Annotated in this window: 25 protein-coding genes; 6 read left to right on the forward strand and 19 right to left on the reverse strand. The window is 41.2% G+C overall.

Annotated elements, in window-relative coordinates; translation table 11 throughout:
* Nucleotides 1-49: 49 nt before the first annotated feature.
* The 8 genes from C5745_RS16945 to C5745_RS16980 all read right to left on the reverse strand — a co-directional run bounded on the left by C5745_RS16945 (nucleotide 50) and on the right by C5745_RS16980 (nucleotide 8,253).
* The gene (locus C5745_RS16945) at nucleotides 50-1,672 is read right to left on the reverse strand and encodes a TlpA family protein disulfide reductase (RefSeq protein ID WP_133166370.1); all 1,623 of its coding nucleotides are present in this window, start codon (nucleotides 1,670-1,672) and stop codon (nucleotides 50-52) included.
* A gap of 46 nt (nucleotides 1,673-1,718) precedes the next feature.
* On the reverse strand, nucleotides 1,719-2,606 hold the full coding sequence (gene lepB / locus C5745_RS16950) for a signal peptidase I (protein ID WP_105718205.1): 888 nt from the start codon (nucleotides 2,604-2,606) through the stop codon (nucleotides 1,719-1,721).
* 148 nt (nucleotides 2,607-2,754) lie between these two features.
* Complete coding sequence (locus tag C5745_RS16955) at nucleotides 2,755-4,776, reverse strand: transglutaminase-like domain-containing protein (RefSeq protein ID WP_133166371.1); 2,022 nt, start codon at nucleotides 4,774-4,776, stop codon at nucleotides 2,755-2,757.
* A 74-nt stretch (nucleotides 4,777-4,850) separates the two neighbouring features.
* Nucleotides 4,851-5,861, reverse strand: coding sequence for a BF3164 family lipoprotein (locus C5745_RS16960; protein ID WP_105718207.1), 1,011 nt, complete (start codon nucleotides 5,859-5,861; stop codon nucleotides 4,851-4,853).
* Nucleotides 5,862-5,934: 73 nt separating this feature from the next.
* Nucleotides 5,935-6,171, reverse strand: a complete 237-nt coding sequence (locus tag C5745_RS16965) for an NVEALA domain-containing protein (protein ID WP_105718208.1) — start codon at nucleotides 6,169-6,171, stop codon at nucleotides 5,935-5,937.
* Nucleotides 6,172-6,406: 235 nt separating this feature from the next.
* Nucleotides 6,407-6,985 carry a hypothetical protein gene (locus tag C5745_RS16970; protein WP_105718209.1) on the reverse strand — a complete coding sequence of 193 codons (579 nt, stop codon included), beginning with the start codon at nucleotides 6,983-6,985 and terminating at the stop codon, nucleotides 6,407-6,409.
* A 12-nt stretch (nucleotides 6,986-6,997) separates the two neighbouring features.
* Nucleotides 6,998-8,041, reverse strand: coding sequence for a BF3164 family lipoprotein (locus C5745_RS16975; protein WP_105718210.1), 1,044 nt, complete (start codon nucleotides 8,039-8,041; stop codon nucleotides 6,998-7,000).
* Nucleotides 8,038-8,253, reverse strand: coding sequence for an NVEALA domain-containing protein (locus tag C5745_RS16980; RefSeq protein WP_105718211.1), 216 nt, complete (start codon nucleotides 8,251-8,253; stop codon nucleotides 8,038-8,040). Before C5745_RS16980 ends, C5745_RS16975 begins: the two co-directional genes overlap by 4 nt.
* Before the next feature lie 193 nt (nucleotides 8,254-8,446).
* On the opposite strand from C5745_RS16980, the gene C5745_RS16985 reads away from it, so the two are divergent.
* Both C5745_RS16985 and C5745_RS16990 read left to right on the forward strand, forming a co-directional pair.
* A complete protein-coding gene (locus C5745_RS16985) occupies nucleotides 8,447-9,826 on the forward strand; it encodes a sensor histidine kinase (protein ID WP_105718212.1) in 1,380 nt (459 codons plus the stop codon).
* On the forward strand, nucleotides 9,816-10,496 hold the full coding sequence (locus C5745_RS16990) for a response regulator transcription factor (RefSeq protein WP_105718213.1): 681 nt from the start codon (nucleotides 9,816-9,818) through the stop codon (nucleotides 10,494-10,496). The genes C5745_RS16985 and C5745_RS16990 overlap by 11 nt, the downstream gene beginning before the upstream one ends.
* Nucleotides 10,497-10,917: 421 nt before the next feature.
* Here the strand turns inward: C5745_RS16990 and C5745_RS16995 are convergent, their stop codons facing one another.
* Together C5745_RS16995 and C5745_RS20515 are read right to left on the reverse strand one after the other, a co-directional pair.
* On the reverse strand, nucleotides 10,918-11,103 hold the full coding sequence (locus tag C5745_RS16995) for a DNA/RNA helicase domain-containing protein (protein ID WP_105718214.1): 186 nt from the start codon (nucleotides 11,101-11,103) through the stop codon (nucleotides 10,918-10,920).
* 46 nt (nucleotides 11,104-11,149) lie between these two features.
* Nucleotides 11,150-11,431 (reverse strand): hypothetical protein, encoded by a 282-nt coding sequence (locus C5745_RS20515; protein ID WP_133166372.1) that lies wholly within the window; start codon nucleotides 11,429-11,431, stop codon nucleotides 11,150-11,152.
* Here C5745_RS20515 and C5745_RS20520 point away from each other — a divergent pair.
* A complete protein-coding gene (locus C5745_RS20520; protein ID WP_133166373.1) occupies nucleotides 11,408-11,854 on the forward strand; it encodes a hypothetical protein in 447 nt (148 codons plus the stop codon). The two genes, C5745_RS20515 and C5745_RS20520, sit on opposite strands and share 24 nt — an antisense overlap.
* A 35-nt stretch (nucleotides 11,855-11,889) precedes the next feature.
* On the opposite strand, the gene C5745_RS17005 is transcribed toward C5745_RS20520, so the two are convergent.
* The 3 genes from C5745_RS17005 to C5745_RS17015 all read right to left on the reverse strand — a co-directional run bounded on the left by C5745_RS17005 (nucleotide 11,890) and on the right by C5745_RS17015 (nucleotide 14,211).
* Nucleotides 11,890-12,198, reverse strand: a complete 309-nt coding sequence (locus tag C5745_RS17005; RefSeq protein WP_243403380.1) for a nucleotide pyrophosphohydrolase — start codon at nucleotides 12,196-12,198, stop codon at nucleotides 11,890-11,892.
* A gap of 405 nt (nucleotides 12,199-12,603) precedes the next feature.
* A complete protein-coding gene (locus C5745_RS17010; protein ID WP_105718217.1) occupies nucleotides 12,604-13,605 on the reverse strand; it encodes a nucleotidyl transferase AbiEii/AbiGii toxin family protein in 1,002 nt (333 codons plus the stop codon).
* A 3-nt stretch (nucleotides 13,606-13,608) separates the two neighbouring features.
* Nucleotides 13,609-14,211, reverse strand: coding sequence for a DUF6088 family protein (locus C5745_RS17015; RefSeq protein WP_105718218.1), 603 nt, complete (start codon nucleotides 14,209-14,211; stop codon nucleotides 13,609-13,611).
* 535 nt (nucleotides 14,212-14,746) lie between these two features.
* Between C5745_RS17015 and C5745_RS17025 the strand changes: the two genes are divergently transcribed.
* On the forward strand, nucleotides 14,747-15,667 hold the full coding sequence (locus C5745_RS17025; RefSeq protein ID WP_133166374.1) for a hypothetical protein: 921 nt from the start codon (nucleotides 14,747-14,749) through the stop codon (nucleotides 15,665-15,667).
* A 131-nt stretch (nucleotides 15,668-15,798) separates the two neighbouring features.
* Here C5745_RS17025 and C5745_RS17030 read toward each other — a convergent pair whose 3' ends face one another.
* Nucleotides 15,799-16,152 carry a winged helix-turn-helix transcriptional regulator gene (locus tag C5745_RS17030; protein ID WP_105718262.1) on the reverse strand — a complete coding sequence of 118 codons (354 nt, stop codon included), beginning with the start codon at nucleotides 16,150-16,152 and terminating at the stop codon, nucleotides 15,799-15,801.
* 106 nt (nucleotides 16,153-16,258) lie between these two features.
* On the opposite strand from C5745_RS17030, the gene C5745_RS17035 reads away from it, so the two are divergent.
* Together C5745_RS17035 and C5745_RS20665 are read left to right on the forward strand one after the other, a co-directional pair.
* On the forward strand, nucleotides 16,259-16,807 hold the full coding sequence (locus tag C5745_RS17035; RefSeq protein WP_105718220.1) for an NAD(P)H-dependent oxidoreductase: 549 nt from the start codon (nucleotides 16,259-16,261) through the stop codon (nucleotides 16,805-16,807).
* A 249-nt stretch (nucleotides 16,808-17,056) separates the two neighbouring features.
* Nucleotides 17,057-17,338 (forward strand): helix-turn-helix domain-containing protein, encoded by a 282-nt coding sequence (locus tag C5745_RS20665; protein WP_262508130.1) that lies wholly within the window; start codon nucleotides 17,057-17,059, stop codon nucleotides 17,336-17,338.
* 553 nt (nucleotides 17,339-17,891) lie between these two features.
* Here C5745_RS20665 and C5745_RS17050 read toward each other — a convergent pair.
* From C5745_RS17050 to C5745_RS17065, 5 genes are all read right to left on the reverse strand, one after another.
* Nucleotides 17,892-18,422 (reverse strand): GNAT family N-acetyltransferase, encoded by a 531-nt coding sequence (locus tag C5745_RS17050; protein ID WP_105718222.1) that lies wholly within the window; start codon nucleotides 18,420-18,422, stop codon nucleotides 17,892-17,894.
* A gap of 59 nt (nucleotides 18,423-18,481) precedes the next feature.
* On the reverse strand, nucleotides 18,482-18,631 hold the full coding sequence (locus C5745_RS20290; RefSeq protein ID WP_165793121.1) for a hypothetical protein: 150 nt from the start codon (nucleotides 18,629-18,631) through the stop codon (nucleotides 18,482-18,484).
* 352 nt (nucleotides 18,632-18,983) lie between these two features.
* Complete coding sequence (locus tag C5745_RS17055) at nucleotides 18,984-19,907, reverse strand: glycerophosphodiester phosphodiesterase family protein (RefSeq protein WP_105718223.1); 924 nt, start codon at nucleotides 19,905-19,907, stop codon at nucleotides 18,984-18,986.
* Nucleotides 19,908-19,983: 76 nt separating this feature from the next.
* A complete protein-coding gene (locus tag C5745_RS17060) occupies nucleotides 19,984-21,390 on the reverse strand; it encodes a RagB/SusD family nutrient uptake outer membrane protein (protein ID WP_105718224.1) in 1,407 nt (468 codons plus the stop codon).
* Between the two features lie 13 nt (nucleotides 21,391-21,403).
* On the reverse strand, nucleotides 21,404-24,865 hold the full coding sequence (locus C5745_RS17065) for a SusC/RagA family TonB-linked outer membrane protein (RefSeq protein ID WP_105718225.1): 3,462 nt from the start codon (nucleotides 24,863-24,865) through the stop codon (nucleotides 21,404-21,406).
* Between the last annotated feature and the right edge of the window lie 36 nt (nucleotides 24,866-24,901).

The following is a 24,901-nucleotide window of genomic DNA, read 5'->3' on the forward strand; positions in this document are numbered from 1 at the left end:
TAAAACAAATAAAGCAAAGCACCTCGATTTTAAGAAAGAAACGGACAACTCAATTCTGACGCAATTCTTGCGCGGATATATTGTCTAAAAAGTCCTCCCGCTTAAATTTATCCGGAAAACGTTTGACAAAATCAGACTTCCAATTACGCATCGAATAGTTATCGTCTAGTATTTTTCCTTCTGCACCGACTAGGATATAATGTGGAATTCCATTGAAACGGAATAGCTCGCGCAAAGCCAGGTAGTCGTCGTTGCTCACCCGGTATGAATTGACCATTTTTTGTTTTACTGTATATTCTTCATAGAATTGTTCACTGGTGCTCTCATCTGTCACAAAAAGAAAAGCAAAATCTGGGTGATCGGCGTATTGTTCGCGATCCATGTAATGGGTTTCAATCCTTGATCGACAAGGCGCGCACCACTCTGCCCAAAAATCGACGATCAGTACCTTACCTTTATATTCATCCGATATATTTTTAAAAACCTGTGCAGCATCGGTATCGGGCAACTCGTAACCTGCCCTTCGAATTTCGAGATAATCGGCGTAGTTCTTTATACCGTTAGCAACAATAGAATGGTCGATATGTTGGTTTTCTATAAGCTTTTTCCCTAAATCGGGGAGTTGATTAAGCATAACCGCCATGTGTCTCCCTAACGCAATGTCATTTATCAACCCTCTTTTAGTTAAACCCTCTGGCTGGGTCAATGTCGAATCAGTGAATGACGGTCGGACGCGAAACGGGTTTGCAGACTCATAATGGTTAATAAAAACTGAAAAATCGTAAGAGGCTAAATAGGCTTGATTATTAAAGTCTATCGCGGTGACAAAATCATAGTAATCGTCAGGGAGCGGCATCTTCAGTACCTGATTCGCTGTATCCTGCTTACTATAATAATCTCGATCACGAGCGTATTCAAAAAAATAACTGGCATAAACCATATCCAACTGTGCTTTAATCAGCGATGAAAGTTTCGCTTCCGCCTTGTAAGCCAACAAAACTGAATCTAAAAGTATGGACTCGGTTTTCCATTGGTTTAACCAAGTACTTTTAAATTTGGTCGGGGCCATCTTTTTCTGACGATCTAGTAATTCTTTATAATCTGGTCTACGTGAATCTATCGCAAATAGACGTTCATTGAATTTCCCTAAATCGCCTAAATATTGCATAGGATGCCGTGTGTAAATATTTTTTCCGTGATGATCCTTTTGCAAAAAATCTTCCCAATCTAATAACAATCCTAAGGTATGCCCAGGTTCGATATAAAACTCAAAGGCCTGATCATCAAAAATTATAGAGGAGATCTCAGGATAAAGTGCTTCATAGGAGAATTCAAAAGTGCCATTTTCATAAATTCGGGCCGTAACAGGCAAATCCTCGCGCGTGAAAAGATTGGAATGGTAAATCATACCGCTTGAAAAGCCCAACCCGATGTCGTAGCCCTTAATATAGCCTACAATACGTACAGAATCCTTCCTAAAAAAATCTTTGCTAGTATACGATGCCAAAACCGCAGAATTTTGGGCTTTCATCAGTTCAGTATGCACCCATTTCAACGCTTCTTTCTCTCGCTGCTCATTTGAATGTTTGATTCGCTGACTACCTTCGCTCGTTTGACCGAAAAGCGCAGTGGTGAAAATTACGGCAACAAACACGTTGAGTATCTTCGTCATTGGGTTTATCTTAATCTTCCAAAATTCCGTTCTTATCAAAACAATATCATTCAACGGGTTTAAAAAATCGCTCAAATCTATAGGTATTCGTCCCCAGATCTTTAGACTTCCAAATATAATCTACTTTGCCCACTATATGATCTTCGGGCAGCAACCCCCAATATCGAGAGTCTTTGGAGTCCATTGCGTTGTCTCCTACCATGAAATAGTAGTTCCTATCAAATTGGTACTGTCGGCTTGCATGCCCGTCCAGTGAAAATATGCCGCCATCTATTTCGATCAACTTCTTTCCGGTTTCATATTCGATTATCCGTCGGTAAAGGTTTATATTGGCGGTGTCTAGCGTTATTATGTCTCCTTTCCTCGGAATATAGATCGGTCCAAAGTCGTCAATCGTCCAACCGAGTGCTTTAAACATCTTTGGCGCATATGCCCTTGGCGACATGTACAAAGCCCGTTGCCCATCATTCGCATAAATTCCGTCACCGAACTTATTCAGTTGGCCGTTGAGATAGTAAGCGCCGTTATGTATCACTAGGGTATCTCCTGGTATCCCAACACAACGTTTGACATGATATACATTCCAATTTTTTACAATCTGTTTGGATTTGTAGTACGGATCATTAAAGACCAACACTTGATTTCTCTTTATCGCTCGATATCCGGTCAAGCGGAAAGGCCGCCCGTCCTTACTACTCCCTAGAAAATCTATTCTCGGCCCCGGAATCAGCTTGTTAACCAATATAAAATCTCCCGCAAACAGTGTAGGTTCCATAGAGAACGAAGGAATGCGAAAGGAGGCAAAGACAAGAATACGGAGAACGATCACTACCAGCATCGTTATGACGATCGCTAGCACAATTCTCCCAACATACCGACTATTGTTAATAGTCCTTTCCGTATCGTGTATATTGTGCTTTTTGCTATCTATCATGGTAACAAATAAAGCAAAGTAGTTGGGTTTCGGAAAAGAAAAGAACAATTCAATCCTTACTCAATTCTTGTGTAGTTTAATCGGGCGTTAATTTTCCTTATCTGCTCGATTTTTCAGTCACAGAAAAGAAACTCTATATGCCAAAGTACTACCAAAAATATTGCTTCTCTTGATGATATGAGAATATACGTTCTTCGACTCCACGAGAGATATTTTTCAATAAATATAACGCATTTTTAGGTCCGACAAACTCTAGTGATTTATAATCTATTCCCTTCCTTATCCCTAATGACACCCACTTGCTATCCCAATAAAATAATTCGTAGGTATCACCAGGTAAAACATCATTAGTATCATTACGAGGACAAATTCTTATTTCTTTTAATTGAAACGGATCTTTCAAATCAATCACGAAATAATTCGGTCCCTTTTCACTACTTTCGTAAAACGTATTTCTATCATTATCGAAAAGCATCTCAGCTGACTTGTTATACCCCCCCTTATTTCCTGAAACCTTCCCTTTTAATTTTGTCTCTTTTCCGCTGATTAATCCAATAAATTCAAGTTCAGCAATACTGATTTTTTGGGACGGCTCAAACTGACAAATAATATATCTTGATTCCTGCAGATTGTCCAATGGAAACCGAGTCATTTTAAGAATTAAACTGTCTAAGGTCATTATTTGGACAGAGTCAGAAAGGTCAGCTTTATTCGCGACAGAAAATCTTATACCCTGACTTCGCCTAGCGTTTGAGATATTATGAATTGACAGACGATATTTTCGGTCGAGGTTAAGTGCTATTTGTTCGTCCGAAGGAGAAAAATGGTGAGTTTCACCTTGCATATCCAACAAAAAAGGAGGGCCAGCAGGCACCATATAGTCTCCATTATAGTAGCATGGTAGGTAGACGATATTTTTCCCTACATTCTTAAATTCGGCGTAGCCGTTATTAGCGAGGCTCCAATCGACTGCTTGCCATTCGTCTGGGCTAAATACGGTTAGATACACCGTCTTTTTCTCTGAGTTGTTTAATTGTAGTCTAATTGACGCTGTCTCTAGATATTCACTTGTTACGTCTTTTAACCTATCATTCCGAAAAAAATCTGGTATCGGCTCGTCAACGTCAGCCAATGCCGCTAAACTTTTAGGGTTAACAGCGAAACCTAGTCGAAAAACTTTAGGAACGGTCTTATTGTAAATGATTTGGTTATTGGGAGAATCATATTTTTCTCCCACATAACTCGATCCGGTAATTATGTGCCGCGTGTCACGATGTATATTTTCATTCGTAATTAACTCGGTGGAATTATTTTTATCAGCTATGACAGCGTAAAAGTAATGTCGAGCGCCTACGTTACCCCAATGAGGAACTATTTCAAACGCAGTCGGAATGCCAAGAGCTCGCATAATTTCAACTCTTAATGTAGTTGCTTCGTAACATGTTCCAACTCTGCCGTTAAAGATATTTTCAAACGTCATGGGGAATAAGAAGGGGTAGCGAGCGCCTAGAACGCCGTCTTCTTTAAACCATAAGTGAATATCATCTTTTATACGTTTTGCCACTTCGTGAGGATCGGAGATTGAACCTATGGAGTCTACTAATGGTTTATATTCTTCCAAGAAGATTCTTTTGCTTTGTGGTGAATAAGCATCGGTGACCCGGTATGGCAACACATACTCTTTAAAATCTTCGAAATCAACCTTTTTTGACCAAGGAAAATTTTGTCTAGTATAGAAAGCAAACTCTATGTTTTCTTGGATCTGCTCTTGTGAAAGATACGAAACATCTTCAATTAGCCGAGAACCTCCAATAACAGAGCGTTGTTTTTCAGCTTCAAAAATACTATCCAGTCCTCTTATATAAATTTCTTTCTCAGGCTTTCTCTTACCTTCTTTTTTTTTTCCATTACGATCTAGCTCGCATTGCAGTGCAAGTTTTTTTAGAAAATCGAAATACGGTTGTCGTCCTTGGTTTTCGTCATCTTCTAGATGCTTTAGACCTCCTATATTATTTAAAATATAGCGTGCTGCCTCTAACCTCAGACTGTCATCCTTATAGTGCTCAATAACTCCCGCCTTGGTACTTTCGAAGTATCTCGTTTTATCATTTACACAGGAAATAAATAAAAAAATGGACAAAAAGATTACGCTTATCAGTGTTGATTTCATCTTATCAAAATTTAGACACATTCTACTTCCCTTTATATAGACATTCTATAAACCACGCATCCACTATAGTTTTATTATAATTCATAGCTCACGACTATAGGTTCGGGACTATGAGCGATCGCTTTAAGGTTATTTCCTTCAATACGTATATCCAATACCTTCCTATCTAACTCATAAATATGAATCAAATTTCCATCGAGGTCGAACTGATATACATACTTTCCGTAGGTAGCTATGGCGTCAGGATCGGACACCTCTCCTGCATACAGCGCAAAAACATTTTGCTCCGTAACATCCACTGATATAAATCCTTCTACACCTTTGTTATGGATATTTCTTCCATTCTTTACAGTATAATCTAACTCATCTTTTACAAATTCCCATTTCTTTACAATGGTATCTGTTTCTAAATTATAAAACTCTACTACTCCAGCGTGAAATATAACGTTAGCTAAACATTTCCTATCTGGCGACAATTGACTTTTGCCAATATTTGCCTGAGCATGCAAAACCTTAGAAAAATTTTGGTTTTCCTGTGGACGATATTCTGCTCCGTAATATATCAATTCTAAGGAATCATTCATTATTGCAAACTTCCCATCCGGGAAAAAGCCTGTAGCAACGTACCCTCTATTTGTTTTATACAATTCGTTTATTGAGTAAGATACGTTAACATTTTTATCAAGAACAGGATTGAGATTAGCTTGGTTTGTAAAAATGCTATCGGTAGCATATGAACGGTACCTTTTGGTATTAACGTCAAAAATTCCAAACAGATTCCGTCCTTGGTTAGAGAATACGTCTAGATTTGATAAAGACACCACTTCGTCTGGCCCGCCACCGGTATTTAAAAAAGAAAATAACGTCGAATCTCTAAACGAATCCACGACACTGATTAACCCATTCTCTCCAAAAAAGTCATATACGAAAAGATAATCCTTGTAAAGTTCCATATCAACAGGAAGCCCTACGAAAAAAGTTAAACTATCATTTGCTTGTATGCTCGTGTAGACGCCAGTTTCCAAGTCATTTCCTCGGCATGAGATCAACAAAAAAAACAGAAATCCCCAAAAAAGTTGTTTCATATTAAAAAATTTAAAGGGCCTCTTATATAAGTATATATAAGAGGCATGATAACGGTATAATATTATATTTTAATTAGTCCGCACATATATACCCGTGACGATCGCCATTGGTGGTGATACAAAGGTAATTTATTTTTACTTTACAGTTTCGTTGGCAATTCCCACTGTTCTCATTCAGTGCCAAGGCCTCTACATTCGCCAGGCTAAGCGCCGACAAACCATTTTCAGCTTCATTATTGATATTTACGTTAATCGCGGCAACTGCTGCAATCACAACGGCAACTATACCGCCTAATAATTTTTTTTTCATTTTTTTGATTTTTAATTGAGCTTTAAAAACAAGCTCGTTTTTACAATTCTAAGGCGTGTCCAATACGCCCTTACTGAATCTATTCTTTCAACAGCCAATCCTTTTATAGGATATTATTGCTAATTCTTATCTTTGCCTCCGTACCTCCTTTCTTTTTAAGGTGGGATAGCAGGCGGACAGGCTGCATTTTTTTTCTGAGAGGGCAGCCTGCCGCCTTACTTTTCCCAATTTTATTTCATTTGTTGGTTGTTATTGTAGTTTTATAAAGATCCCATACCTTAGGACTTAGTGTTGGGTTGCCAATGGCTACTACCTTATTTTCCACATTCAATAAAAAACATTGATATTCCATTTCTTCCGCAAACTGATTACGTTTTTTCAATGCGCCGGATTGATCTATAAACACCACCTGCTCCAATCGGTCTCGACGTAATAAATGCGCCAATTCTTTACGGTTTTTCGGTTGAAAGTAAAACGCAAATTCTACCTGCCCCGGGGCTATAGAATCCATTTCCTGCATAAAATGCTTCCATAACGTAAGATTAAGCTTACAGCTTGTACAACCAATGGAATCTGTGTAGACCAACATTTTAAAGGGCTTATTTTGGCAGGGAGGACAGAGTGTATCCGTTCCCTTATACCAGCACTCTACCTCCTCTGGAAAAATAATTTCCTTTCCCATCCGTTCCTTAACAATTTTTTCTGCAGCATTTCGCCTACTATCCTGACAACCTATAACCGTCAATAGCAGTAAAAAAACACCTATAACCCACGTTGTAAAGTTCCTCATCAATTCGCTGTAATTAGCTCTCATTTGTTTCCATTCTTAATCGAGGTTAAAAGTATACTCCACGATAGGTTGATTACTATTTACGTCCAACCCTATCAGAGCACCTCTTTCTTCGTCTATGTGAAATCCAGTGATACACCTATCCAACAGATATTGCCGCACGGGATTCCCTTTAAGATCAAATACATGCACAAAACGCCCTCCTTCCTTATGGTGTTCTGGACGCTTCCGTATATCATCGAATGAACTGCCCCAAAATAGGGCATATATATGCTCCTCGCCCACGTGTATGTCGCTATACCCCATAATACCCGACGGCACTGCATAACCTCCTCTGTTTACAAAGTGGGGTGCACCATGCTCTTGTCCTATCACTTTAATGACTCTCTCTCGCTTTATATCATAAATTTCCAGCACTTGCCCTAGCTGGGTGGCCATACCCAAAATGCCATGATGGGAGTTATAGCTAATGAAGGAACGCCATGCCTGCGCCAATACCATAGCACTCACTTTTTTAGTCGATGATGGAATTTGAAAGGCATGTCTCAAGATATCACCCCCAGAACTCACGAATGATATACGATGCTGCCCCGTATAATCTGGTACGATAAAAACCGAATCATTTAGTCTATCAAAGTCCAGCGCTCGAACAAGCTCCTTATCTAAATCTATTTGAACCGGCTGTTCGTCGATCTGTTTTGCTAGTTTGACAATTTTACTTTTATTGGCATCGAGCGCCCATACATCGCCATGTCTGTCTATCCGAATGTTTTCTGCGCTTAAAAATTCTGCTGGTGCTTCACCACGGCGAGCCAAGCTTTGTTTATGTCGCATGGTCTTGTAATCAAATGTGTGAATATAGTATACGGCCGAATGTATGTCTATTACAGCTAGGACATCATCATTCAACCGCAGTCGGAACGGGTATTTAAGATACACACTATCCTTTATAGCTTTTTCCTTCCCGTGCAATGAAATGGTTTCAGGAAATACCACGGCATCTGCGGTGGCAACGGCACTGCAAGAGGTCATGGTACAACCCAAGCCCATTAGTAAAACAACAGAAAAAATCGTTTTCATTCTACGTATAGTACTTTATCTCCGCTATAAGGACAATCGACACTCCCAAAAAACCGACAGTTTCCATTCCCTGTTTCCCCCTGCGCTAGTGCCTCGATATTTGTCAGAGCGATGCTGATCTTTTTAGGGTGGTCGTGCACATATTGTATATGCACGTTTAACCCTATTCCAATCGCGACGCAACAGATCAATACAGTTAAATACTTCTTCATAATTTTTTAATATTATTACGTTTGTTATACTTGGCGCTAAAGTAATAGCCTAAACAAAAGAAAACGATTTTTCTGGTCTCTCAATTCTGACGCAATTCTGACGTAGAGAGAACGAAACTAAAATATTCATGCCACTCATTCGATAAAATATTTTTTCATATTCACTTAAAAGCTGTAAATTCACGAATCAGACATGCAACTAAACGCAAAACACATCCGAATAATAACTATCGTAATTCTGTTCTCTATTCTCGGAGGACAGGCGATATGGGTATACAACTTATATAAAGCGCAGTACCGTTTGGTAACCCAAGTTAAAGATGAAGCGTTGCAAAACGCGATCCTACGTGAATATACTTACCGGCACGAAAAGATGGGAGGCACAATTGTCTCTAGTCCACGATTTCTGGAAAGTGATACATCTCGTTATATTACTAAGACAATACAGTTAATTGACACCTCTTTTCAAGTACAATTTGACCGGTACGATCCTTACGGCGATGTAAAACTCAGCCAATTCATCCTAAAAGATCACCTTCCCGTCAATGTCTTTATGCTAGACAGTATCTTTAACCAAGAATTTTCTCTCAGTGGTATAACAGCGGCGTCGACGTATATTGAGTATATTGACGTGAAAAACAATAAAGTACTGCAACGGTCTAATGACAAGAATAAGCCTGGAGAATATACAGCATCCGAATTAATCATCATCGATATCTTCGATACGCTGGGTATCAAGGGATATATACAAATATCAACATCCGCTATTGTAAAAACGATGACTTTCCAACTTATTCTCACGGCATTACTGATTATCATTTGCAGCTTCTTTTTGACGATTATCATCCGATCATTTTTCTTGCGGGAGAAAACAGAACGCATGCGACAGGATTCGGTCAACACGATGACGCATGAATTTAAACGCCCTATATCGGTTGCCGTAGCGCAGATTGCATTGATTCCCCATTATCTTCAAAACGGAAATACAGACAAAGTTCAACGGTATGCTCAACAAAGTCTACTGGAATTGCAGAAGCTCAATAAATACACCGAACGTATACAAAAGCTAAGCAACAATAAACGGGAAACAATCATACTAAACAAAGAACTCATTAACCTACATGATTTCTTTACTTCACTCGTTGAAAAATATGAAAACACGGAAGAGAAGTCGGTAAAAATGACCCTTTCTATAAAAGCTACAGAAACCACGATTTATGCCGATTTGCTACACTTCGCTAATATTATGGATAACCTTATTGAAAATGCTATTAAATATTCAACGGAAGATGGTGTAAAAATCGACATCCATGTTTCTGATGAAAGGAACAAGCTAAGGATAAGTGTAAAGGACGATGGTCTGGGCATCTCCGAAAAAGATCTGCCCCGTATCTTTCAGAAATTTTATCGCAGCGAAAATAAAAATATACAACAGAAAACCGGATTCGGTTTAGGGCTTACTTATGTGAAGACCTTGGTAGAAGCACACGCTGGTGACATAGAAGTTGAAAGTAAAGTAGGCCTGGGAACGAAATTTACCGTATCTTTCCCTTTACGAAACGATGCAGAATAAAATTTTAATCATAGAGGACGATAGGGAGCTTGCTCTTGCTTTGAAAGATTTTTTCGAAGAAAATGCACTGCAGGTTTGGCATGCAGCTTCGGGAGAAGAAGGTTTAACGTTATATTATACAGTAAAACCCGACCTGATTGTACTGGACGTAATGTTGCCCCTTAAATCTGGATTTGATGTGATTACAGAAATCCGGGATAAAGATATCAACCTTCCAATCATCATGATGACGGGGTCGGAGTACGACGAAAACAGCCAAGTAAAGGGCTTTACACACGGTGCGATCAACTATCTGCAAAAACCAATCCTCCCTCAAGTGCTATTAGCGCAGATCAAGAATATACTCACTGTGCCACAAGACCTTACACAATATCAGATTGGTGGGATCACTATACGCATTCACGCGCAGTACGCTGAGTTCAATACGAAGTCACGTCAGCTCAGAGAGAAGGACATCCAGTTGTTGAATTTGTTACTACAACGGAAACACCAAGTAGTATATCGACCTTTTATACTCAAACAAATCTGGAGGGATGATCATCCGGATAAAAATAATCTATTGGATGGCGCCATATCGCGGATTAGAAGTTTGCTTAAAGAATTCCCCTCCATATGTATCAAAACAGTATACGGAGAAGGGTACCGGTTAGAAGAAAAGTCGTCTTTATAAAAACTATTTCACGATCTGATAAAAGGATGGTTAACAAACAAGATAAATTTAACCGAGATTGACTATCTCGCGCATACATAATTTCCGGTCTGGGGTACTAAGCGAAACAACTGGCACAAATCGAACGTAGTATCCACCTATAATTTAGCAGTACAATCTATCTTAAAGTATCAACACACTAATAAACAACTATGAATCAAGGTGTTGATAAAAAAATATAGGACGAGGATTATGGTTCTTATTTATCAGGAACGTTAAAAAGTGTCATTACCGAGCGGAATTGAAATGTTTGAAATTCGTACCAACGCGGTCAAGGAGTTCTACACAAAGAAAAAGGGAAGAATCTGTACATCAATTCGAAACCTTAACTCTTAACTCTGCTTCACCAGACTCATAGTATACTCTAAATTTTTGGTGTCTGCTACAACAATTTCATAATCACCATTGCCCCTGTGGCATAATGCGTACTGACATCCAGCGCAGTTAGATCGGCCAACAGCTGTAGACCTACTACAGATTTTCCGGTGCCTGCACCGCCTTTGACGATGATGGCATACTTATCCTGTCCTTTAGCTTTTTGGGCCAGCGACATGACCGTATCGTACACGATCAGCTGTTCGTCCAGCAGGATATAATCTCCTTTGGCCTTTGCCCTACCAAACAGTTGAAGCTCGCCGTTGAATTTTTTTTTGTTTGATGACGTCGGAGACTTGTTTGAGCAGTTTCTTAGATGGCCGGAGTTTGCTATGCTCCACTTCTTCGAGAATGCTCATCCCCTCGCCTGCTCCAACGCGGTTGTGGATAAAGGCGGTAAGTTCGTCACGGTCGTCTGCGCCATATATCGGAAACCGCTCTACCGCATCTTGAAAGCGGCTATCGAGCAATGTCTGATCGGTAGAGATGCTATAATTGTGTCGGTAGCTACAGGCGGACAACTGAATGGGTTTCGTTTCTTGATAAAAGGCGCTGTTGTTCTCTTTGAGGTAGTAGAGATAGTTGCCGACCTGCACGCTTGGGTGAAGGACCTGACGGTTGCCCCCGCCGACCCAGGTCAGTACGTAATCGCTGTCGTAGTCCGTAAAGTTGCACTTTTCCCATTGCTTGAGCTCGATGATAACGGCCTGTTTCTGCTGTTGCTCGTCATGCCCGTAGATAACCACATCGATCCGTTTGGCGCTAAGCGGGAGTTTATACTCCACCATAACGCCCTGTTCGCTCAGGTTCTGGCGTTCGAGTATATCGGACAGGCGGAACAGCGAATTGCGCCACGACATGACTTCGTTTTGCGAGGGGTTGTATCCGAATTGCAGCAAGAATTGCTCGCGGAGTATGTCGGCCAGTTTATTTTGGATATTTAATTGTATAAACTCGGTTGCTGACCCGGCGTATAGCTTCATAATTCGTCGTATTTTTTTGCGGTGCCTTTGGCTTTTTCTACGGGATATTTTTCGTTGTTGCGTTTGATCTTGTCCTCGATGATCTGCTGGATATCGAGTCCATGCTTGTCGGCTAATAAAAGGGCGTACATCAGCACATCCGCCAGTTCTTCTTTCAGCTTTTGGGGATCGGCTTCTTCGTTGCCTTTCCAGAGGAATAGTTCCAGTAGCTCGGAGGCTTCTATACTGAGGGCTACGGCGAGATCCTTGGAATTGTGGAACTGCTGCCAGTCGCGGGCGTCGCGAAAGTTCCTGATCTGCTGCAAGAGTTGTTCGATATCTGCATGGTGTGCTTCAAAAACGGCTTGATGGCTAAATTTACGAATTTTGTGGGAGTTTCATTTACTCTTTCTTTATACTTGGTTCGCTACTTATTCGCAAGTTGTTCGGAAGAGTACCGGGATTTTACCGGGGAAGTACTGGGGATTTACCGTGTTGCGTACGGTAAATTCTCGGTAAACACTCGGTAAATCCCCATTGAATGGGCGAACAAAGTGCGAACAGTGTGCGAATACTGTTTAAGTAATGTTCGAAGAAAGGACGACCTGACAAATTAATTGAAATCGTAGTTGGAAGCTTAGGTATTAGCCAAGGTACGATCAGGGTGCTCAACGGATGGCCTGCTCCAACGCATGTGGGCTATCCATAATACGGAACTCGGCGAATCACAATCATCGAGAGGATTTGTTAAATCTTTCCTCGATCTCTTTTATCCTATCCAAAAGCTGTTCCCAATTTAAACTTTCTCCGATGATCATATGCTCTTGAATAGTTCTATAGTCAGCTCCCCATTTTTCTATTATAGTTTCGAGCGGTAGGATTTTTAACTTTCCTTTCCTATGATTGGAGTAATCCATTCCCCTTAATGGCGTTACTGTTTTGCGATGCTGAACAATAGTATCAAATAGCTCATGATCTGCAATAGCCATTTCACCAAACTCAGCGTTCATAATTTTATCTAGATCATAAAGATGCCTGGTTAATCGATCTGTTCTGATTTTATCCGGTGGTTTTGAAAACTCCTCGTGTAGTAGAAGTACCTTCTCAATAAAAGTTCGCGTTGGAATAACTACCTGAACATCAAATGACGGCTCAGTAAAATCGAGATCTTTATAATGATGGTCAAGAAACGATATCACGGATTTTGTTTCAAACGGTTCGGTTAATGATCTCGCGCCCATTTCCAACAGAACCCGTTGTTGAATATAGGCATTATCGGTCGGAACAACGGATTGGTAATATATCTCTAATGTATTTGGATCACTAGTATCATCAATATGTTCGTTATACCTAATTTCATATAATTTCTCATCAATGCCTAGCTGATTCAGTTGATTGATAAGCTCCTCACGGAATTCATTAATAATAAAACCTCCAGAGGCCCTTCTCAATTTTTTTATTTGAGATTTAGATGTCAATTGATCAAATCCTAACAGATACCGATCAATAACCAGGTCTATATCTTCCGAGAAACGATCTATCAGGTTATACGCCTTACTCAATGACGTTCCACCTTTGAAGATTATTGAATCTGAATATTTAGATCGAAAAACTGCTTTTAATATAATACATACCCACCAATCCTTTTCCACCACAAATGCTGGTAATCCTATAGAATTTTCCACTTGCTCCAAAACCTGAAGCTTTTGTTCATCGGTCAGATTTATCCACATACTTTAAGATTGATAAAGGTTATTGATTTGTTTTTGAATCCATACTGGTGCATATACTACTTGATTTTGCATCACTTTCTCATCTAACTTTTTCACGGCTTGCTTAATGGTATTTAAAAACTCTTCAGTAATCTCTTGTTGCCCTTTTTCCTTAAAAGCCTGCACGATGAGATGCAGTAACTCGTCTTTTATGGCAAAGCTTTTGGGAACAGTTCGTTTAAATTTGATGATTCTATTTCCTATTTTCACTTCACGTTGCGAGCCATCAGTAAGATACACCGCTTTTAATGGGACTTGTGTCGTAAGCCCTAGTAAATATAACGCCATCACGCCTGTTGGTGCGATGCGAGCTTTATCTCTTTTGGCAATTTCCCTTGCAATCTCTTCAAGATTGGGATATATCGTACCCAGCAGAGGATCTTTCTTTGGTTTGATATAGATACCATGAGCCAGTCTTTCAATAAAACCATCATTCTCCATACGGAAAAGCGTCAGCCGGATATTCTCCGGTGTCGCAAAATGCTTAAAGTCTTCGGCAAAAAATAATTCGCCACGCGACGATTTCGAAACCTTGTTTTCTATCTTATTTTTAGCTGTTTCCGGCATTTATAAATTCGTTAATCTGTAACAAATTTAGTAAATATTTGTTACAAGTAAAAAACCAACAGGTTTCCACGCAAGATATGCATACCAAAGATGCACTGAAAAATGGCGAAACCAATCAGCGTATTTTTCTGCTCAATGCTTGGAAAGAAACAAGTGAAATTTTTACTGATGACATCGAGGTTGTAGTATTTCACATCACGGGTCTATGTTTTATCTTATATAGCACCGTGCTGAGTGGTTGTTCGGAAATTCCGAACAACCACTTCCTCTTCGAGCTCTCCCTCTTCGAAAAATGCTTAATATATTTACTAACTCGTCACTATCTGTTAAACTATCTTCAGATAAGCGTTTATTTTTGAAGCCACGATTACGAAAAAAAGTAAATGTCTCCTTCTTCAGATCATCAACTGATACACGGGGAACAGCCGCGCCATCCCAACGGACACCTTTCTTCTGTAGTAGAAATTTATCCAAGGCTACGCAGTAGGGAATATTATCAAATTATGGGACAAATTACGATCTTTACACAATGAGCATGTCGCAAGAAATATGGGAAGAATTTATTAAAAAGTACCCACAGGCAAATAGTGGTAAACTATCTATCGAGCAGATCAATGTCTTGATGGCAAAATATTTGGAGAAACGTAATGCGTCAGCAGTCGATGATTTTGATGGACTCAGTCCGCACCAAATGCACCTCCTACTCCACTATCCTTTAGCTGAGGATAGCCCATTGAAATGGGTAGCTCCTCATTATGAAAGCGATTTGGATGCGATCCCGTTATTGGCACTATCCGACATGTTGTTGGCAGAAATACAAAAAGCGGGCGAGCTCAGACTCACAGCGAAAGGTAATCTTCCGGTGGCGGTGTGCACATTGTTGGTGAAGAAAAATTTAATCGACTGGAAGTACATGAAATACGTAAAAATACTTTCGGAGGATAATATTCCATATATATGGCCAATCAAGGAGTACCTCACTACGGAAGGCTTGATCAAGAAACGTAATAACAAGCTGTCCGTGACAAAAAAGGGGGAGAAGTATCCAAAGCTTGGTCACAGCGAAAGACTGCTGCAACTTCTTTCCTTTTTTACTGCTCGATTTAACTGGCAGAATCTTTACGGCATAGAAGATGACGGAGAAATTGGCTCCATGGGATGGGCGTTTTCGCTCTATCTGTTCAGGAAATATGGCCACGAAACGAAAAACGCGCAATTCTATGCGGATAAATGGACCCGCGCCTTTCATACGCAGTACTGGTCTGAACGGAATAATCCAGCTTACAAAGCAATCATATCCGATATTAGATATGCATATGAACACCGATTTTTCGGGTGCTTTGCTAAGTGGTTCGGTTTAGCGGAGGTTGAAGAAATTCAAATTCCGAAACAGATGATATCGCTGATGGAAGTAAAGAAGTCTGAAACGCTGGACAAGTGCTTTGGAATGAGATAGCTAATAGTACGGCATTGCTCCTGATCAATAATTCAATGTTATTGAGGAATAGACTGGTTATTGTGAGAAAATAATTAGTGTTGCTAATCTAGCTGATATTCTCCTTTGTTTAGGGCATTGACAAAAGAAGACTATTTGAGTAAAAACTCACCTTTTTCTTCTACAATCTCATTTCCCCATTTTGAAATTGCTTCCAAAACCGGAATAAAACTCCTTCCAAAATCGGTCAAGTTGTAGATTACCTTTATTGGTGGCTTTTCGCCATAAACCTTTCGGGAGACTAATCCGTCTTTTTCCAATTGTTTCAGTTGTAAGCTTAAGGTCATTTCTGTGACTGTCTGCATTTCTCTACGAAGCTCACTGTAGCGTCTATCTCCATTTTTTAAATGGTGTAATATTACAGTTTTCCATCTTCCGCCCACTAAATCCATTGTCAAACTAACCGCACAAGGATAGGTTTTGTTTTTAAATTTTACGTTTCTCATATCTTTTTTTATAGCTATCAAACTTGATAGTTATTGTAAATGCAATTTACTAAAAATACTTTTGTAGCTATAATTTTTATAGTATAACTTCTAAAGTAAAAAAAATATGGCATTAGTTATTTTAGCGCATCCGAATTTAGATAAGTCAGTAGCGAACAAAACAATCATTGAAGAATTGAGAAAAAGTAATTTGCAGTTAGAAATACGTAATCTTCATGAATTGTATCCTGATTTTAAAATTGATATTCAAGCGGAACAACAAGCTTTATTACGGCATGAAACTATTGTTTTCCAATATCCATTCTTTTGGCTGAGTATACCTGCTATTTTGAAACAATGGTTTGATACCGTGTTTGAATACCAATTTGCTTACGGTTCGAAAGGAGACAAACTAAAAAACAAAAATTTTGTTTCGAGCTTTACCATTGGTTCGCCCGAAAATGCTTACCAGACATTAGGTAAGCATAATTTCCGTGTTTATGAATTTTGCAAAAGCATTGAGCAAACTGCACATTATGCACAAATGAATTACACGGAACCACTTTATTTTTATGGTGCATCTTCAACAGGAAAATTCAATACCGAAGATGATATAAAAATTAATGCAAAAAAACATGCGAACAAACTGATTACTAAGGTACGGGAACTTGAATAATGTTCCTGTAATCTATATCGGGGAAAAAGGAGGAGCCGGGTATAATATCCCTTTATTTTGAAGTCTATTTAAACAGAATTTTTGTATTCGGTTAAATTAACACCCGACTGCTTTTTGAAAAATTTGTTCAGCTTGCATACACCGGAGTAAGCTGACCCCTCAGGTGTCCATCCGTTTTCAGATTCCGGGGCAAATTGATCCCTTATAAGATTCTGATTTTGGTTTACTTTGGGAAAAAGATATTATCCAATGGCCGGAAAACCCAGACACTTGAGTCAGATAAAACAGATGATCAGGCTGCACAAGCAGGGCTATGCGATCAAATCGATAGCACGCAGCCTAGGCATAAGCAAGAATACGGTAAAGTCATACCTGTATTACAGACCACTCATACATTATTTCCTTTTTGCCACATTTTCCTTAACAAGTTGCAGCCCCTTAGTCGGATTAAAGCTCAACAATTGTTTGGATAAATCTGTAAAATTTGGCAAAAATAGACCTTCGATTCACCAACTTTTATGTAATAGGTAAAAGGAAAAAAGGATTCGTTAATCTCACTGATCTTTTCCAGATAAATTTTTCTTGTCGTAAACAGCTTCTTTATAATCACGTGATTTTCCGACAAATAAACATCAGCATAAGAAAAACCAAACTTCAAAACCAAAGAAATCGCGGCAAGAAAAATGACCAGAAAGGCTCCGCCTTCTACTGTAAGGTTCTTTGAAACAATAATATACATACATACCCTTTTATCTATTTTTTCTTTTGCAACTCACTTTCTATAAGGTGCAAGGAAATATTTAGTGCGCTTATCCTTCGTGCCAAGAGCGTATGCTGTGAAGATTTTTCTTCCAATTTTAAAATGGCCTTATCACACTTGTTTAGCAGCGAGGTAAGAGTATTCTTGGCTTCGATGAGCTCGTGTTCGGTCGGCATACGGAATTGTTATGAATTTAAACGTAATTCTTATGTATGAAGGCAAATTTCATAAAAAAAATAGTCATTTGGTCATCTTTTTATATTTTTATAGTTGATCAATTTCTGGTTGAATATTACCCAAAAATCGGAACATCCTCGGGTGGCGCTAGTGCCAACTTGATCTTTTCAGTACAAACCAATCTGTGGGGTCACCCGCATAGTCAAAAGTTTCTTGCAAGTCAAAGCCTAATTTAGTTAACACCCTTTTTGAATTTACATTTTTCGGATCGGTTATTGCATAAATTTTATCCGCATTGAGGTTTTTAAATCCATAGTCCAATATTGCGGTTGATGCTTCGGTCGCAAAACCTTTGCCCCAATGTTTTCTCTTAAACCGATAACCTAGCTCGTAGAAGTTAACGTGATTATTCAAAGGTTCTCTAAAATATTTTATCCCTGCCCAACCAATACATTCGGTAGTTAGCTTGTCAACAACTGCCCAACGAGCAATTCCATTTTCCGCATATTGCTTTTTTAGCATTTCAATCGCTTTCGTTACTTCGTCAATAGATTTAACAGGATTGTTCTCAATATACAAATGAACCTCTGGGTCAGAGTCCATTTCAAATAAATCATTTTCGTCTGTATATTCTAACTCTCTTAAAATTAACCGTTCTGTTTCTATCAATATATTCATTAAGAATGGGTAAAGTTGTTTTTATCGACGTCTAAGTTACAAAAAAGCCAATGTGTTGGCTAATTCTCGCTTCCCTTAAGTCGATGCTTCAGCACCATTATATCCATTATCTCTGGACGGCTCATTTCTACTTTTCCTAATACCTTTATCAATTTCACAACATGGTCAGTTACCTGTGCGATGACTGGTTCTGTAGAAGGAAAAATCATACGTATAAAGTTGCGTAAGAACACAAAGCATTCCCGACCGTAGCTCTGCAAGATGCGCGGGATATCAGAACCCAACTGCTCTCCCCTTCTTCGAAAATATGGTTAATATGTTCACTAACTGTAGCTTAATAATATCAGTATAATCTTCAAACTATTTGGACCGTTGGTATTGTGCCCGCCCCTCCAGGATCCTGAAGCCCCCTTTTTACTTGCTTATTTCGCAATCGAAAACCAAGAAGTGGGAGCATCTGTAGAAATAAACACACCCATGCGATCATGCCCCAGCGTCTTAGATAGTAGTTCAGTTTGAAAGGTTGCTTTCCATAGTTTTATAATTAATTTTTGAAATTCATTACTCGTGGAGACTTTTACCCTTAATGTATTTTTGTAGATCATCTGGATGATTAGTCTCTATAATCGACACTCCTTTGTCCATAAGCCATCCCCATCCCAATTCTGGATTTTTACGCGACACATAATCATCGTGACCTGCACTGTGGTGCGACCATGTAGCAGCGATAAACGCTCGAGAGTCAGACGATACCATTTTGACTAATTTCCAAACGGGGGACGTCTCGTCCGCAATCCTAAACTGAAAGGCTTTTGGTCTAAGTTTGTCCATGTATTCCTTGACATAGCTTTCTGGTTTAATCGTTTTATCCGAGATTACCGGTACAAAGATTACTTGATCCAGATAGTCGCCAAACTGCTTTTGGGCTTCATCATATGAATAGTCCAAGACAAACATACTCTGCGATAAGGTGCCGGTCTTCTCCAATACTGGGAGTATCTTATCTATTTTTCCCTTCGATTTGTCGAGGTAGACAAAGGTCTTTCCTTTTGTTAACAACATAGTTTCTTCGAGCGTTGGGATACGCTCATCGGTTAAAATGCCAGTTGCATCCTTTAGCCGGAATCGCTTTAGTTGCACTAAATTGAATTCTCTGACTGCCCCATCGCCATCGGTCGTGCGGTTGAGCGTGGTGTCATGGAGGATAACGGGAACGCCATCTTTGGAAATTTGCACATCGGTTTCGATAATATCTACGCCTGCTTCTATACAATGGCGGAAACCTTTGAGCGAGTTTTCCGGGGCGTGGATCCAATCGCCTCGGTGGGCGGCCACCATAACCTTAGGCGTATTGTCCTCCCATGCTATGGGGTTCTCGGCGTTCGTTTTTTCTTCGTGAACACCTTTTCCACCGGGGTTACAGCTAATTAATATACAGATCATTACACCGAACAAAGCGATTATATATATTGGATTTATTTTCATATCGTCTTTTTATATGCACTGGTTTGTTGCCTTAAAATGGGAGTACCTCGCGCGACAAGTACTCCCGATTTCTTCACTAATTATAGCCTGGGTTTGGGGTTAGCTTACCACTGCTTGCATCAATCTGCGCCTGCGGTATCGGAAAGAGCAGATCATGCTCTTCCATTGTAAACGGTAGAGCAGAAACACCTTCGCTGTCATTCATCACCTGCAGTGCTTTTCCTGTGCGTAGGAGATCAAACCACCGGTGGTTTTCGAAAGCAAGTTCTAAACGACGTTCCAGTGCTATCGCTTCCCTGAATGACTGCTGATCGGGTAAACTTGTCCGGTCATATAGGCTAGCATCCGCTCTATCGCGCACGGCATTTAGGTATGTGAACGCTTCATCGTTCCCATAAGCCTGCTCGTTCAAGGCTTCGGCAACCATTAGGAGTACATCAGCATATCGGAGTACCATCGTATTGAAACCGAACGAGCCGTCGGTTCCCCTTGTATCGATCCGTTTGGCAGACCGCGCGCTATTGAATGCATAAACTATCGAAGATTCAAACCTATTGTCAAAATTTTCTTCGAATAGCCTTACGATATTGGGAGAAGGTTTGTTATTGACGTCTCCCGATTGCATCGGATCCGTAATCGTGTTACCTTCGCCGTTCGTACCGCTTTTGTATTGTACTTCGAAGATGGATTCTCTATGATTTTTGTTGGAGACTGAGAATACGTCCGCAAAATCTGGTAGCAAGCCGTAGACGTCCGAATTGATTACAGCTTCAAGTTGTGTGAGCGCGTTGCCATAGTCTTGTGTGGTCAAGTACACTTTACCAAGGAGGGTTTTTGCAGCCCCGCGTGTCGCTCTGCCTCCTTCATTTCCGTCCCAGACTTCGGGTAGCGATTCGGCTGCGCTCTGTAAGTCGCGTATGATTTGTGCGTAGACTTCTTCGGTTGAGGTACGCTCGTGCGCAAAAGCTTCGAACGCGTCTTCAATCTCATTCGTTACCAAGGGTACGTCTCCCCAAATGCGGACTAGGTTGAAGTAGGTAAGCGCTCGTATAAACTGTACCTCGCCCTTCCGCTGTGTTTTGGCCGTTTCGTCCATTTCGATGGCATCGATCCTATTTAGGACAATATTACAACGCTGAATGCCCTTGTAGCAGGAGTTCCAAGTATTGTTCAACATAAAGTTACTTGGACTGAGTGTAAAGTTATCGAACGCCGCCCTCGCGCCTCCTTCTTGGGTAGTGTTATCATTGAATGTATTGTCCGATCGTACTTCCATAAAGTGGTCGAAACCGTTTCCACCGTATTGGGCGCCGTCTTGCAGGGCATCGTACGCGGCCATTACTGCCTGCTCCATATCGGACGCCGACCGGTAGAATCCGTCAGCGCTCTGCTGTGAGATGGGCATAAGATTGATGAAGTCTTCCGAGCAGGAGCTCAGTGTGAAAGCTGCGAAAATTATCGTTATTGTATGTTTGCTTTTCATGTTCTTTCAAATTTTAAAATGTTACGTTTACGCCTAAGGAAAATGTTCTAGATGCGGGATAATTACCAAAATCTTCTCCGGCAAGAACAGCATTCCCATAACGATTCGACACTTCAGGATTATAGCCGGAATAATCTGTCCAGGTAAAAGGGTTCACGGCCGACACATAGAACCGTGCGGTCTTCATGGCTAAGCGTCCGAGTAGTTTCTCGGGAAGTGTATAACCAAAAGTGAGATTGCGGAGCCTTATGAAACTACCGTCCTCCACGTGCCAGCTGGATGGACGGGTGTGGCTTGCACTGCCCACGCCCTGTACGGGACGAGGCGCTTCGGGCGAATTATATATCGATAGGTTGTTTCCCCAGGTCTCGGCTAGATAACGATGTGTGGCGTTGAATACTTCAAATCCTGCTTTTCCCTGTATATTGAAGGCAAGATCGAATGACTTATACCGAAGGGTGTTGGCAAATCCCCAAGTAAATCTCGGATTGTTATCACCAAGGATGACACGGTCGTCCGCATTCACCCTACCATCGCCATTCGTATCGGCGTAGATAAAGTCTCCGACCGCTTGGTTCTGCCCCTCTAAATGGGGCGTGCTGTTAAATTGGTCAAGGGTTTGGAATGTACCGTCCACGCGATAACCAAAATAAGACCCAATAGGTTCTCCGACACGAACAATGAACGCAGGATCCGTCAACCCCCCGTTTTGGAGAAATTGATGTTGCCCTGGACCTAATTCCACTACTTTATTCTTGTTGGCCGAAAAATTGATGGAGCCGCTCCACCAAATATCTCGACCGATTTGCTGCTCGGTAGACAGAAGGAACTCGAAGCCTTTATTCTGGACTTTTCCAATATTCTGTAATGAGTTGGTAAATCCAGAGGTGCCTGGAACTGTTACATTCAACAGAAGGTCCTCTGTATCGGCACGATAGTAATCGGCTGTCAATGCCAATTTTCCATGAAAAAAAGCGATATCTATACCGGCGTCGAACGTCCGGGTAGTTTCCCATGAAAGATTCGCGTTTGGTGACGTATTTGGTGCAAGCCCATTTCGTATTTCGTCCCCGATCACGTAATTTGCTTCACCAAGTAGCGCAGTACCTCCATAATAGGGAATTTCGGTATTCCCCGTGGATCCGTAACTCGCGCGTAACTTAACATCAGATAACACACGCGAATCAGGAAAGAAGGACTCCTCCGACAGACGCCATCCCGCTGAAACAGAAGGAAACCAACCCCATTTGTTGTTTCTGGCAAAGCGCGATGACCCATCCCGACGTATCGATGCCATGAGCAGATACCGGTTATCATAATCATAGGTAAGCCGCCCTAAGTACGATAACAGTGTCCACTCTCGATGTTCGGAATATCCGCTGGTGGTCTGCGCGGCGTTCAGCGTCTGAATATCGTCGTTCGGAAAATTACGGCCGTCTAAGTATGTACGGCGATTGCCCTCCTGTTGGGCACTATAACCGGCCAAGAGGTTAAATTGATGGCTGCCGATCTTACGGTCATAGGTAAGTGTCGTTTCGGATAACCAGTTGCGGCTGGAGGAGTTGTTGGACCAGGCATAGTTAAAAGTTGTCGTAGGGGCTGGCTGGCTTCGCCAATTCAATACCTTCGGTCGGTAGTAGAATCGCTCCATGTAATTCAGGTCGACTCCAAAGGTGGTTCTGGCCTTCAGACCTTCCGCAAGTTCTAGTTCTGCATATGTGTTTCCCAGTAGACGGGTATGGTGCAACGAATTGCTGATCAGTTCTGCAAGTGCTACAGGATTTTCTATCGTAGCGACTGATGAAGCTCCGGATGTATTTGTGCGTATCATTTCCCCTAGCGCGAAACTTCCGTCGGGATTTCTGACGGGCAGATTGGGATGGTACATCAGCGCCGATATAACCACGCCTTCGCGCCACCACTCTCCATCCGAATTGACCATATTATTATTGGTAAACGACGGATTAAAGTTGATACCTAGTCGCAACTTCGGTGTGATCTCTGTGTCCATATTTACGCGGGCACCATAACGCTTCAGACCTGAGTTGATTATGATACCTTGCTGATCAAGGAAATTTCCCGACATATAGTAACGCGTACGGCCTGTTCCGCCAGACACGGAAAGTTCATAGTTCTGCATAGCGGCGCTGCGATAGATCTCGTCTTGCCAGTCTGTCTCGGGAAGTCCGGGGGTTCCGTTGATGTAAGGAATAAGATAGGGCGCATAACGGTCTCCGCTTCCACGTATATCCTGTGGGTCGTCAGCAGTATGTTCGGTAGGGTTTTTCGCGATCCAGGACAGGTCCCTAGCGAGTTTCGAGTAGTCTGCAAACTCATAGGCACCCATAACATCGACCTTCTTTGTCAACTGCTGTAACCCGCCGTAGGCGTGCAGATTGATCTGGGGAGCGCTGTCTTTGGTTCCTTTTTTCGTTGTGATTAATATGACACCATTGGAGCCTCGGGAACCGTAGATCGCAGCTGCTGCAGCGTCCTTAAGCACCTCGATTGATTCAATATCGTTTGGATTGATGGAACTTAAAGGGTTAACAAAATAAGACGACACAAAGTCATTCTGGGTCGAATTTCCTTGTGAAAATCGTTCGTACGAACTGGACGAAATGGGGACTCCGTCTATTACGATCAATGGCGAATTACCGCCGGTAATGGAGGATGTTCCGCGTACGGTAATGCTGACCGCCCCGCCAGGTGCACCGCTCGACTGAGAAATATCAACACCTGCTATACGACCTGCCATAGCTTGATCAAAACTGGTCACCGGTTTGTCCTTGATAGCTTCAGCTTTCAGTTGACCCACCGATCCGGTAATCTTGTCTCTCTGTTGGCGACCGTATCCAATTACTACAAGCTCATCAAGTGCCTGCACGACGGGTTCAAGCGTTACGTCAATTGCGGCTCGATTGTCGATAGTTATTTCGCGTGTATAGTATCCCATAAAGCTGACCATTAAAATTTGCGCATTGCCCGTTACTGCGAGACGATAGTGTCCCTGATCATCCGAGGATACCGCAAGGCCATTACGGTTTTTGATACTTACAGTGGCTCCCGAAATCGGTGCGCCCCGTTGATCGGTAATATTGCCGCTAATAGTGCGGGGCTGTTGTGCCTTGGTCAGAAATATGATACCGTCGCGCTCGAAGAAAACGATACCGTGCCGCCCAACGAGCGTACGTAGAATAAAACCAAGCTGTTGGTTCTTGAAGTCTGCTTTTTCTACTTGGATCGCGTCCAGCGAAAGCTGTCCGGTATAAGCGAACTCGGTAAGCGATTTGTCCTGTAGATCCTGTACTGCCTCGTGCAGGGTAACACCGGTATAGGAAACGCTTAGTCGCTTTTCCAGAACCTGCGCTCGACCAGGTGCTGCTTGGAGGCAGGTCACAACGGTGATCAGCAGGACGTTTATAACGGTAAAGATTCTCATAAAGGTATAGGTCAAAGAATGAAATTTATTCATATTTATGTATGCGTCTCAAAAAAGATAAGTTCACGT

Origin of the sequence: Sphingobacterium haloxyli, assembly GCF_002980525.1 — a bacterium.
Lineage (GTDB): Bacteria > Bacteroidota > Bacteroidia > Sphingobacteriales > Sphingobacteriaceae > Sphingobacterium > Sphingobacterium haloxyli.

Coding starts and splice junctions, on each gene's coding strand:
- C5745_RS20665 (WP_262508130.1), top strand. CDS start 17,057: ATGGCCGGAAAACCCAGACACTTGAGTCAGATAAAACAGATGATCAGG.
- C5745_RS16945 (WP_133166370.1), bottom strand. CDS start 1,672: ATGACGAAGATACTCAACGTGTTTGTTGCCGTAATTTTCACCACTGCG.
- C5745_RS16960 (WP_105718207.1), bottom strand. CDS start 5,861: ATGAAACAACTTTTTTGGGGATTTCTGTTTTTTTTGTTGATCTCATGC.
- C5745_RS16965 (WP_105718208.1), bottom strand. CDS start 6,171: ATGAAAAAAAAATTATTAGGCGGTATAGTTGCCGTTGTGATTGCAGCA.
- C5745_RS16955 (WP_133166371.1), bottom strand. CDS start 4,776: ATGAAATCAACACTGATAAGCGTAATCTTTTTGTCCATTTTTTTATTT.
- C5745_RS16980 (WP_105718211.1), bottom strand. CDS start 8,253: ATGAAGAAGTATTTAACTGTATTGATCTGTTGCGTCGCGATTGGAATA.
- C5745_RS17065 (WP_105718225.1), bottom strand. CDS start 24,865: ATGAATAAATTTCATTCTTTGACCTATACCTTTATGAGAATCTTTACC.
- C5745_RS16990 (WP_105718213.1), top strand. CDS start 9,816: ATGCAGAATAAAATTTTAATCATAGAGGACGATAGGGAGCTTGCTCTT.
- C5745_RS17010 (WP_105718217.1), bottom strand. CDS start 13,605: ATGTGGATAAATCTGACCGATGAACAAAAGCTTCAGGTTTTGGAGCAA.
- C5745_RS17015 (WP_105718218.1), bottom strand. CDS start 14,211: ATGCCGGAAACAGCTAAAAATAAGATAGAAAACAAGGTTTCGAAATCG.
- C5745_RS16985 (WP_105718212.1), top strand. CDS start 8,447: ATGCAACTAAACGCAAAACACATCCGAATAATAACTATCGTAATTCTG.
- C5745_RS17030 (WP_105718262.1), bottom strand. CDS start 16,152: ATGAGAAACGTAAAATTTAAAAACAAAACCTATCCTTGTGCGGTTAGT.
- C5745_RS17035 (WP_105718220.1), top strand. CDS start 16,259: ATGGCATTAGTTATTTTAGCGCATCCGAATTTAGATAAGTCAGTAGCG.
- C5745_RS16970 (WP_105718209.1), bottom strand. CDS start 6,985: ATGAGAGCTAATTACAGCGAATTGATGAGGAACTTTACAACGTGGGTT.
- lepB (WP_105718205.1), bottom strand. CDS start 2,606: ATGATAGATAGCAAAAAGCACAATATACACGATACGGAAAGGACTATT.
- C5745_RS16975 (WP_105718210.1), bottom strand. CDS start 8,041: ATGAAAACGATTTTTTCTGTTGTTTTACTAATGGGCTTGGGTTGTACC.
- C5745_RS20290 (WP_165793121.1), bottom strand. CDS start 18,631: ATGATTTTTCCTTCTACAGAACCAGTCATCGCACAGGTAACTGACCAT.
- C5745_RS17025 (WP_133166374.1), top strand. CDS start 14,747: ATGTCGCAAGAAATATGGGAAGAATTTATTAAAAAGTACCCACAGGCA.
- C5745_RS17050 (WP_105718222.1), bottom strand. CDS start 18,422: ATGAATATATTGATAGAAACAGAACGGTTAATTTTAAGAGAGTTAGAA.
- C5745_RS17060 (WP_105718224.1), bottom strand. CDS start 21,390: ATGAAAAGCAAACATACAATAACGATAATTTTCGCAGCTTTCACACTG.
- C5745_RS17055 (WP_105718223.1), bottom strand. CDS start 19,907: ATGAAAATAAATCCAATATATATAATCGCTTTGTTCGGTGTAATGATC.